The sequence below is a fragment of the Rhizobium sp. S152 genome (genome assembly GCF_030380735.1).
Taxonomy (GTDB): Bacteria; Pseudomonadota; Alphaproteobacteria; order Rhizobiales; family Rhizobiaceae; genus Rhizobium.
Map to the genome: position 1 here is coordinate 18,025 of NZ_JAUDRZ010000014.1, position 10,370 is coordinate 28,394.

Genomic DNA, 10,370 nt, shown 5'->3' on the forward strand with positions numbered 1-10,370 from the left:
TAGCTGTTTCTTCTACCGGTTGGTGAGAAGATCTGGCGCCTTCCGCCTGACAAACCTTTCGAGCGTTCGGCGATGCATTGACAGCTTCCTGGCAGCGCGAGTTGAGCTTCCCTGACATGCGAGGTAAATGTCCAAAATGTAGTCGGCCCTGAGCTGGAAAGGGTCGCCGACGATAGTGCCTAGCGCCTGCTCACTGAGACTCCGGCCCGTGACAATTGCGGCTAGGAATTTAGGATCAGCGGGCTTCGGAACCATGTCGCTGATACCCGCCTTCGTGAGCGTAACGGCGGCATCAAAGCTGCAGGAGACGCTATAGACAATCACACGGCAGAGCGGGCAGTTGTCCTTTACAGTTCGAACCACTGATCGGGCGTCACCGTCGGCAAAATGAAGCTCCGTCAGAGCAAATTTTATTGTTCGATCCGAGACAATCTGTGCAACTTCAGCGATGGTGCTCGCAATGCAAACCTCGTAGCCCTCGCTAGCCAGTCTCACTACGATAGGAGATGTCTCGTCCATCGTGGGGTCGGCAACCAGAACGCAGTCGCCATATGACCGGCGCTCGAGCTTGCTCCGGTTTTTTACATAGAAGCTCATATCCATTTCAATTCCCACCAATTTTTGGGTTAAGGAAATGCGCTGGATGCGCGGCTGATAAGACTTTACCGGAAGGCGCCTGTCTAAGCTTGGACGATCAACCTGGACTTTGAACGTTGCGTTGGCGATTGTCTCAGGAGATGGCGTGCTTTGGTTGAGGAGCTTCAGACAAGGCCCAGTACGGGAAGAACACCGGGCGGATACCGCCCTTTAAGCTGTTAGTGGCTCGCTTTCCCACGGTCATGAGATAGACTGGCCATCGCAATCAAGCGCTCGATTATCTCGAATTGCTGGCTGACTTGCTCCCATCCCAATCCTATGAGATCCGGAGATGTCGCCATGCACTCAAGCGTCTCCAGCAACCCAAAGTGATCCAGGTACGTATGGACCGCGCTACGGCAAGATCGATTGCTTGCGAGGTCTTCAGCCTTACCGGCGTTGGCGTCCCGAAGCACAGCCTCAATAGCAACGAGGCATCGCGATCCCTCGCCATGGCCGAGCAACATCCGTGCAAGATCTTCCAGCAGTTGGAATGGGTCAAATTCGTCGGGCAACGCTTCTTCACCTCCGTGCAAGTGTCGGAAGTTAGAACCCGATCTCCCCAATGTATTGTACAAAGCAATCGGCCATTAGGTCGGTCGTAGTCTTTGCGATTTCAAGGATGGCTGGGGTTGGCGACAGGAAGCTCGAACTCAAATCTTGCGCCTGAACCATCTGACTTATTACTGGCGTCGATAGTGCCATCGTGCGCTTCGACAATAGATTTACAGAGACGCAACCCAATCCCCATGCCGCCGGGCTTCGTTGTGAAAAAGCTATCGAACAGACGTGGAAGATACTCCGGACATATCCCGGTGCCAGTGTCCTCTATCGAAACCAGTACAGTGGAGCCATTCAAAGGTGTTGTCCGAATGAAAACTTTCCGATCCGCGTTAATCCGCAATGCCTGCATGGCATTAAGCACTAGGTTGACCACCACCTGTTGCATTTGAGTTCTGTCCGCGTAGACGAGGACAGGATTTGGTGCCGGATGATGTCGGACTTGGGCGTCTCGGACCTGTATGTCATGCCGCAAGAACGTAAGCGCCTCCCGGATGACTTCATCCAGGCAGATGTCTTCCCTGACGAGAGCCGAACCAGTCGCCAGCGATCGCACGCGACTTATGATGTCGTTGGCGCGGTGAACATTGGAAACTATTCGGTCAGTAAGGATTCTAACTTCAGAAAGGTTGGGCTCATCGCGATTGAGCCAGCGTTGCCCCGCTTCTCCGTTTGCAGCGATCGCCGAGAGTGGCTGAGCGATTTCGTGCGCGATTGATGCAGTTAGCTCCCCCAGTAGTGATACGCGTGAAGCTTGCGCATAGTCGGCTTGGAGCCTCACAAGAAGTTCGTCCCGACGGATTCGTTCGGATATGTCGGAAACAGCACCCAAGAAATGCAAGTCGCTTTCCTCGTTGGGCACGGGATGTGCAGTCACATGGATATGCTTGGTGGTCCCAGCTCCGCTGATAATTCTCGAGCGGAAATCTATGCTCCCTACCTTTGGGGCGATCTCAAGGTGCTGTAAAACAGCTTCGATATCGTCAGGATGGAAACGGTCGAGAACGCGGTCGAGCACGGGCTTCGTCTCACGATCAAAGTCGAAGATTTCGTAGACTTCATCTGACCAGTAGAAGATTTCCCCAGTTGACGCGTTCCAGCCAAATGTTCCCGTGCGGTTGAGGCGCAGTGTCTCTGAGAGATACGCCTCGTTACGCCCAAGCGCTTGCTCCGCCATAATCCGATCGTGAATGTCGGTGTTGGTGCCGTACCACTCAACAACACTGCCACCAGCGTCATGCCGAGGTTGGGCTCTATTTACGCACCACCGAAAACATCCATCAAACCTGCGAAGGCGAAACTCGCATTCGAAGGGTATTCCAGCTAGGACAGCCTTGCTCCACGCATGGCTAAATTGTTGCTCATCCTGCGGATGGATCATCTTAGACCACCCGGCAGCGAGCGCCTCCTCTCGTGTGAAGCCTGAATAATCCAACATGGCTTGATTATGATACGCGTTGGTTCCATCGCCCTCAGCTCTCCACGCCATACCAGGTATGGCGTCGATTACGCTGCGCCACGGGCGAGCGGTATCGAGATCGGAGCATTCAGGCAAACGTTCGGTTTGGACGAAATTGACGTCCAACTGCGCGAGAGTGCTGTCTGAACCACCCATCGTTGAATCCAAGCTTACGTTACGCGCCCAGGCTTCTGAGCTAGAAATATAGTGCAGCTAGAATTCCTTTTTGCATTCGGGCTGCACCGAGCTGCTTGATCGGGCGAGATTTTGGAAGGGTATTAGCATGTACGTCAAGACCCGTTTGGAGCCATATTGCAGGCCTTTGACGTTTTGTGCGATTCCGGACATAGATGATGGTCTGAGTTTAGGATCGATCTTTCGACAAAATGGTGACCGCCAGGTCGACAAACGCCCGCAATCTAGCGGATCGACGAATGTCGCGGTGATAGCCCATCCAAATGTCTCTGCTTGGTGGGTCCTCACCTAGATCCAGACGCTGGAGGTTTGGCTGTCGATCTCCGACAGGTCGCGGAAGGACAGCAATGCCGACACCCGCGCTGCTCATCTGTGCTTGGACGTTTCGATTATTCGATCTGACAACCACCTTAGCTTGTGGAAGCTTCGCCTTTAGCCAATCAATGTCAGGAAACGCACCAAGAGAAGTGTCCATTGTCACCAACGCACAGCCCTGCCCGTCGCCTGCGCGAGGCGGTGATCTTTCAGCTGCCGCGTAGACCCCATAGGGCATCTCCACGAGTTTACGCTGAACGACATCTGCTTCAGTAAACGGTGAAATGCGAAACGCTACATCCGCTTCTCGCTGCGCAAGACTGAACAACCTCGTGCCGGTTAGAATCTCCATATCGACGTGACCGTGCAATTTTGCAAACTCTGCTACGACGGGCGGCAGAACCCAGGCTCCGAACCAATCTGGCGACGATATGCGCAAGGTCCCTTCTAGCTTTTGCACATCTCCCGATAAGCGCCTCTCTATCGCCAAGGCGCTTTCCTCCATATGCTCAGCCATCGACAACACGGCGGACCCCTCATCCGTGAGGACATATCCATCGCTCGTCCGCTGAAACAGCGTTTGCCCGGTGGCCAGTTCCATAGCCCTAAGTCTTCGACTAATTGTCGGGTGACTTAAACGCAAAGCGCGTCCGGCCGCTCCAAGCGTACCTTCTCTTGCTACGGCCAGGAAAATTCTAACGTCGCTCCACTCCATCTCACCCCCGTTCAAAAACGTACGGCCACTGTGCATTGTCTTCGATTGCGGAACAAGGGCGCCAGACAGATATTCCGGTCAACAACAATCGAGGACGTCGATATGACCATCCATTACCAACCAACGGCGCTGCCTAAAATGACGACGCCTCTTACGCTTGCCATGGCGCTAGGTGCTGGTGCCGCAGTTGCCAATATCTATTACAACCAGCCAATGCTCGAGCTGATAGGGAAGGATCTCCCCGTCGCAGCAAGCTTCATCTCGCCGGTGACTCAGCTTGGATACGCAGTGGGCCTTTTTCTATTGGTCCCGCTGGGTGATATCGTGGAGCGCAAGCGGCTGATCGTAGCCCAGTTTATCACACTCGCGATCGCTCTTCTCGGCGTTGCGTATTCCAGCAACACCACAATGATTGTCATATTCTCCGCTCTGGTCGGCGTCTCTTCTACCGTCGCGCAGCAAATTATCCCGTTTGCAGCCCATCTCGCGACGCCCGCGAAGCGGGGAGCTACCGTTGGAACCCTGCTATCTGGAGTTTTGGGCGGGATTCTTCTGAGTCGAACCATCGCTGGCTACATCGGAACCAGTTTGGGCTGGCGCGAGATGTATTTGATTGCGGTCCCAGTTGCATTGCTCGGCGCCATCGGGATGTGGAGCATTCTACCTTCTGCCCCTCCCACCGCCTCGATGCGCTACAGCAGGCTCATTTCTTCGATCGGTACACTTTGGAAGGAGCTTCCGGAACTTCGTCGGGCAGCTATCACTCAAGCGCTCATCTTCGCTGGCTTCTCAGCATTTTGGACTGCCTTGCCGTTCCGCCTTGCACTGCCTGACCTTGGCTTTGGCGCTGAAACCGCCGGACTTTTTGGTGTTGTGGGCGCGGTAGGTGTCATTGCCGCCCCGATTGCTGGACGAGTGGCCGACTCGAAAGGACCAGCAGTTGTTGTACGGCTAGGAGCAATCATTGCCCTGATCTCATGGGCGCTATTTGCGGCGTCTCCGACCATCGCTGGGCTCGTTATCGGTGTGATCGCGTTGGACTTCGGTATGCAAAGCGCATTGGTTTCTAACCAATCACTTGTATACGCACTAAATCCCGAAGCGCGTGCTCGTCTCAACACGGTCCTCATGGGCTCGATGTTTCTAGGCGGAGCGATAGGCTCGGCCGCAGCGATCTCCGTTTGGAACATTGCAGGCTGGAGTGCAGTCGCCGCTGTTGGCGGCCTGGTCAGCGCAGCCGCGGTGGCGCTGCAGATCCGGCGTCGGTAACTACAAGCGAGTGACAACGGCGCCCGGAGCAACATCTTCGGGCGCTTTGCTGTTTGACGCGTCGAGCGACGCGAGCGGCTTTCAAACCTCAGCTGGGTGACACAGCAACACAAATCGGATTGGGCCGATGCCAATCGCAGTAAGCAACACAGTTTCCCGAAACTTAGATCGCTCCGAGCCTTCGAACTCGAGCGTCGGGTTTGTCGTCCTAGATATGTCAGACCTCGATCGCTATTTCGACGAGTTGAGGGAACTGGGAGTGGGATCCTTCAGAGATTATGCCTTCGACAAGCCGTCCTTGGCAGACATGTGTTTCGACAGAATTCACACGGTGGACGCCAACCATGCTTTTGTTCAAATACTCGGCGGACGGTCCAAAGAGGAATTGGTCGGCTACACGCACTTACGTCCACTCCCGGGAACGTCACAACAAATCGATGCGCTCGAATCTCTCTATGTTTACAAATGTCAGTTCGACGGGACGTGGGAGGTCGAGGGTATCGATGGGCGCAGGCTTATCCTTATGCTCGGCGCAGTACCGAACGTTGAAGGTACTCCTCAAGTGGACCGGGCGCTTTTCAGTGTTATGGACGTCACCGAGCACGAAAGAACCAAGAAGCAATTGTCGGCTGCTGAAAACGCGCTTGCAAAAGCCAATCGCGTTGGGGTCATCGGAACATTGTCAGCATCGATCGCGCATGAACTCAATCAGCCGATGACAGCCCTTCGAATGGATTCTCAGGCGGCCGAGCGGTGGCTCCTTCGGGAGAAGCCAGAGACCGACGAAGCGATCGCCTCTATCCGGAGGATCATCGCTAGCAGCAGCCGTATTACAGACATCGTTCAAGGTGTCAGAGAGACGGTGTTGCATGAACACAGCAACATTGAATCTTTCGATGTTCTCGAGCTTGTGAACGAAGTCGCAAGTCTATTGGAACGCGACATCATGCTTTCTCGCGCTCAAATCCGCGTTTCCTCAACGGCCCAAAGAACTTCAGTGCATGCTGACAAAGGTGAGATCCGGCAAGTTTTGGTCAATCTGATTGTAAACGGCCTCCAGGCGATGACGCAGTTGTCTGGCCAGACGCCTTGCCTGATAGTGATTTCGGTTCAGAACCAATCAGCGGGCGAAGTTCTGATTTCGGTCCGAGACCATGGCCCCGGCATCGCGATCAGCGTTCTAGAACGGATGTTCGACACCTTCTTTACCACAAAACGCGAAGGCATGGGCATCGGCCTGTCAATCTGTCGCTCAATCGTTGAACGCCACAATGGGCAAATATATGCCCGCAATCACCCGGCCGCGGGGGCTATCGTCGAATTCGTTCTTCCAACCACGACAGACGAGTCATCGTTCACGGAAACGTGAAATACTCGCTCCAGCGGGATGTGACTAACTTTTGCATGAATAATAGCTAATTTTTGAGCCGGAAGGAGCAAAATGAGCACCATCACGCCCTCATAATTTGAGAAATGATGGCAATGCTGAGATTTAGCGCCGTACGTCTCACTAGTTGAGTAAGTCTCGAACTTTGACAGATTCCAGTGCTTATGGGAAATCTGCCATGGTGGATTGGGGCTTGTGACCACTATGAGTGACGCGACGGGTACAGGTGATGTTGATGCGTTTGGGTGTACTCGGTCCACCCTTGACCACGATAGGCATTTTGTCGGTGCCGGTATTCACTTCCATCTAAAAGGCGGTGACAAGGGCGCACCAGGGGTGGTCCATGCGCTCGCCTCGTCCACTAACCATCTGGTTGGGATCTCGCTGACTGGTGGCCACAAACGAACCATTTATCACCAGCATCATAGTGAACAGTTCGATTTCGCGGATCGCGACTTGTACATCAGGACGCTCGATGACGACTACCGTGCGGAACTAACAGGTTCGTTCGATTTTGTTTTAATGGAAATTGAGCCGAGCGCTTTAGAGTCACTTGCTGAAGAGGCAGGGGTCGAAGGCCTCAGTGGGCTGAACCGAACTGTCGGCCATAATGATCCGGTACTAGGCGGGCTCGCTGCCGCTCTGAAGTTGTCGTATCAAAGTGAGTTGATTAGAGAGCGCCTGGGCGCGGCAATCGGTCATCACCTCATTGACACTTATGGGTGGATACAGCGACGGCGCAGGATTGCGCGTGGTGGACTATCGCGGAAAAATCAGAATTTGGCCAAGGACCTGATCCTCTCTCGGCTAAATTCACCAATTAGCGTTTCATCGCTGGCCGATGAGTGCAACATGTCACGTTCTGCATTTGCGAGGGCATTTAAAGAGTCTACAGGTAAAACCCCGTATCAATGGATAACTGACGCACGAATTGAACGCTCGCGGACGCTTTTGAGAAATCATGAACTATCGTTGGAGGACGTGGCGATAAGCTGCGGATTTTCCGACCATTCTCATTTTACTCGCGTGTTTGCTGCCCACATCGGGGAGCCGCCAAGTTCTTGGCGGCGCCGTAGTCTTTAGGCGCAAGGCCTCACTTCTTGGCTACCGCTTCCGCGGCCTCCTCGATGACCGCTGCGACCTCGTTCGGATGCGACAGAAGCGAGACGTGACTTGAGGCCAGCACGGTTGTATTCGCGTTCATTCTCTTGGCTGCATCGGCCTCCAACTCAGGGCTGACGACGCGGTCGTTCTTCGAAACGGTGTACCACGAGGGTCTCGTCTTCCACGCTGCAGCTGTAACTTTGTCACCGAACGTGGTCGAGTTCAGCGGACCTTGTGTAACGGCTAGAACCTTTGCATCGGCTTTGGGGATATCGGGGGCGAAGTTTTTCAGTACCCCTTCTTCGGTCTGCGTGACATAACCCGACTTGTCGACGGAGATTGTCGAGAGCGCAGGGGGCTGAGGATACCGCTTGATAATATCGTCGCCAGTTTCTCCCACATCTGGTGCGAATGCCGCGACATAGACAAGGCCCTCAACTTTAGGATCCCGCTTCCGTGATCACCGTGCCAGCCCAACTATGACCGACGAGCAGAACCTTCCCATCAATGCTGGCGAGAACGCGTTTCGTTGCAGCGACGTCGTCCGCGAGAGAAGTCAACGGGTTTGCAACGGTCTTAACTTTGAGGCCTTTCTTTTGAAGGAGCGGAATGACTTTGCCCCAACTCGAGGCATCGGCCCAAGCTCCATGAACCAGAACCACCGTAACCGGAAGCTTCTGAGGCTGCGCGGCGGGTGAAGTTGTCGCCGCTCCAACAGCGAGTAATGATGCAAGAAAAGCGGCGCGAATGGTCAGTTTCATAACGGTTCTCCATGTGTGTGGCTGAGGAGAAACTGCTCGATTCACGCTGCGCTTTCTTGAACGATCAACCGAACTTTTGTCAAATTGCCGTGCTTCAGACGGAGGCCACACCTGCGTTTCCAGCAGACTCCCGACGACAGGTATTATCGTTGCATCCAGCGCAATTCACCTGCGCGGCGAGGCTGCATTCTATATTGGGCCAATCGAAGACATTCTCCAAATAACTGAAGGGGCATTGAAGACTTCTGAAAGTAATGACCCTGACTTTTAGCAGGAGATGGCCTGCTTGAGAGTATCGTGTCACTCCGGCAGCTGGGAGAGAACTTTGGGTTCGGGTATTTCTGTGGAGAGGCGGCTATCGCACTCCGATTCTGTCGCAACTGATTGGATTGGGCTTCCGTTGCACACGGATGCCGGAAAGGCTGCGTTAGATCGAATGGCGAGCAGCTTAGGATATGGCTACTTCTTGGTCGCCCGGTTTCCTGAAACAACGGGAACTACTTTGGCAGAATGCATCCTATCGACGAACTGGCCAGCTGCCTTGAGGATCGCCTACGATGGCGCAAACCTCTTCGGTCGCAGCCGAATAATTACTGCACTTCGTTCGAGTGTCAAACCTGTCCGGTTGGACAGCCAAGGGTTTCTGTCCCTAAGCTCTTCATCATCGAATGCTCCCCTCGCCTTCGACCGCGCTGGGTTCGGTGAGACAGTGGCGTTCACGATGCACAGCGCCGACCGTTGCAAGTTCGTATTCCTTTTGACTTCTAGCTTGGGCAAAGATGTGAAGACGTCGCCGCAGGAGGCGATGGAGGCCGCAGTCGGAATAATCGACTTTCTGGCGGGCTTTTGGCGACCTCGCAGCCTCGCAGAGCAAAAACCACTATCCGCTCGTGAACTGGAGTGTTTGCGGTGGTCTGCCGATGGAAAGACGACAGAGGATATCGCAACAATCCTTGGATTATCTGCTTACACCGTGGGTGACTACATCAAGACGGCAATGACCAAGCTCGACGCTAACTCCAGGATGCAGGCCGTCGCTCGCGCTATAAGGGATGGCTTAATTTAGCTCCTTACCCCTAGTTCTCGGGGAGATGGACCGCGCCAACTTAAGGTATCCGAAACCGGAATCTCAAATTCTAGAGGTCCCCAATGTTTCCATGACGGACGACTGACGACCTCTCACTTGGTGGTCATTTAAATTGGGGTGCCATTCTCCCAACTCATTTAAAGCGAGACATTTCGCATGACTCTCCTGAGCGATTTACGGATTCGAACGAAGATACTTTGTCTGACGATACCCTCGTGCCTCATTGGCATCGCAAGCAGTGCTTACATCGCATTCAACTATAAGATCGCAAGCGATACCTACTCGACATTCATCGAGAAAAACAACATCGCACCCGTAGAGGTCGTACGCGCAAGCGCAATAATCACCAATTCCTCCTACACGGCCTACCAGCTACTCACATATGCAGCTAGTGGGAAACCTCATTCCGCTTTATCCGAGACTTTCACAGCAAACACAAAACTCCTCCAATCGCGCTTTGAAACCGCTCGTCGTCTTATGCCGGACGCTAAGGATGAGATAGACGGCTTTGCCGAGCGCTACTCACAGATAGTCGCCGTTTCCGAACGCGCACTGAAACTCGCTGACGCGGGAGAGTTCGAAGAGGCGGGGCGCCTCCTTGCCAGTATAGATGGGGACATCTCTGCACTTATCCGAGACATGAAGACATGGAATGATAGCGCTACGAGAAGCATTGTCGAACAGAGCGAAATGCTATCTTCCGCTGCCAATTTGACGATCATCACCTCTGGTCTGACATTGATCAGCGTATTCGGTCTCGCAGTCATCCTGTCCCTATTGGCACTGCTGTCCGGTTTAAATTGGATGGACAAGGCGCACGGTGTTGATTCTACTCGTATTCGAACGTTTGGCGACGATCTCGGACACGAAAGAGGAACAAC

General features: G+C 53.9%; 11 protein-coding genes. 5 read left to right on the plus strand and 6 right to left on the minus strand.

Translation table 11 applies throughout. The features are described from left to right. Positions 1 to 12 precede the first annotated feature (12 nt). From QTL95_RS15930 to QTL95_RS15945, 4 genes are all read right to left on the minus strand, one after another. Complete coding sequence (locus tag QTL95_RS15930; RefSeq protein WP_289720929.1) at positions 13 to 603, minus strand: hypothetical protein; 591 nt, start codon at positions 601 to 603, stop codon at positions 13 to 15. A gap of 212 nt (positions 604 to 815) precedes the next feature. After that, positions 816 to 1,151, minus strand: coding sequence for a hypothetical protein (locus QTL95_RS15935; protein ID WP_289720930.1), 336 nt, complete (start codon positions 1,149 to 1,151; stop codon positions 816 to 818). A gap of 101 nt (positions 1,152 to 1,252) precedes the next feature. Beyond that, entirely contained in the window at positions 1,253 to 2,812 is a 1,560-nt protein-coding gene (locus QTL95_RS15940; protein ID WP_289720931.1) for a PAS domain-containing protein, read from the minus strand. A gap of 208 nt (positions 2,813 to 3,020) precedes the next feature. Continuing rightward, positions 3,021 to 3,881: a LysR family transcriptional regulator gene (locus QTL95_RS15945; RefSeq protein ID WP_289720932.1), complete on the minus strand. Its 861-nt coding sequence runs from the start codon at positions 3,879 to 3,881 to the stop codon at positions 3,021 to 3,023. 102 nt (positions 3,882 to 3,983) lie between these two features. Between QTL95_RS15945 and QTL95_RS15950 the strand changes: the two genes are divergently transcribed. The 3 genes from QTL95_RS15950 (at position 3,984) to QTL95_RS15960 (ending at position 7,620) form a co-directional block, all read left to right on the plus strand. Continuing rightward, positions 3,984 to 5,150 (plus strand): MFS transporter, encoded by a 1,167-nt coding sequence (locus QTL95_RS15950; protein ID WP_289720933.1) that lies wholly within the window; start codon positions 3,984 to 3,986, stop codon positions 5,148 to 5,150. A 127-nt stretch (positions 5,151 to 5,277) separates the two neighbouring features. Then, positions 5,278 to 6,519 carry a PAS domain-containing sensor histidine kinase gene (locus QTL95_RS15955; protein WP_289720934.1) on the plus strand — a complete coding sequence of 414 codons (1,242 nt, stop codon included), beginning with the start codon at positions 5,278 to 5,280 and terminating at the stop codon, positions 6,517 to 6,519. 222 nt (positions 6,520 to 6,741) lie between these two features. After that, the gene (locus tag QTL95_RS15960) at positions 6,742 to 7,620 is read left to right on the plus strand and encodes a helix-turn-helix domain-containing protein (protein WP_289720935.1); all 879 of its coding nucleotides are present in this window, start codon (positions 6,742 to 6,744) and stop codon (positions 7,618 to 7,620) included. Positions 7,621 to 7,630: 10 nt separating this feature from the next. Here the strand turns inward: QTL95_RS15960 and QTL95_RS28575 are convergent, their stop codons facing one another. Then, complete coding sequence (locus QTL95_RS28575) at positions 7,631 to 8,041, minus strand: alpha/beta hydrolase (protein WP_336622282.1); 411 nt, start codon at positions 8,039 to 8,041, stop codon at positions 7,631 to 7,633. A 40-nt stretch (positions 8,042 to 8,081) separates the two neighbouring features. After that, on the minus strand, positions 8,082 to 8,402 hold the full coding sequence (locus QTL95_RS28580; RefSeq protein WP_336622283.1) for an esterase/lipase family protein: 321 nt from the start codon (positions 8,400 to 8,402) through the stop codon (positions 8,082 to 8,084). Between the two features lie 277 nt (positions 8,403 to 8,679). Here QTL95_RS28580 and QTL95_RS15970 point away from each other — a divergent pair, with 277 nt between their 5' ends. Next, positions 8,680 to 9,468, plus strand: a complete 789-nt coding sequence (locus QTL95_RS15970) for a helix-turn-helix transcriptional regulator (protein ID WP_289720936.1) — start codon at positions 8,680 to 8,682, stop codon at positions 9,466 to 9,468. Between the two features lie 177 nt (positions 9,469 to 9,645). Then, the coding region (locus tag QTL95_RS15975; RefSeq protein WP_289720937.1) for a hypothetical protein at positions 9,646 to 10,370 on the plus strand (725 nt) is incomplete at its 3' end.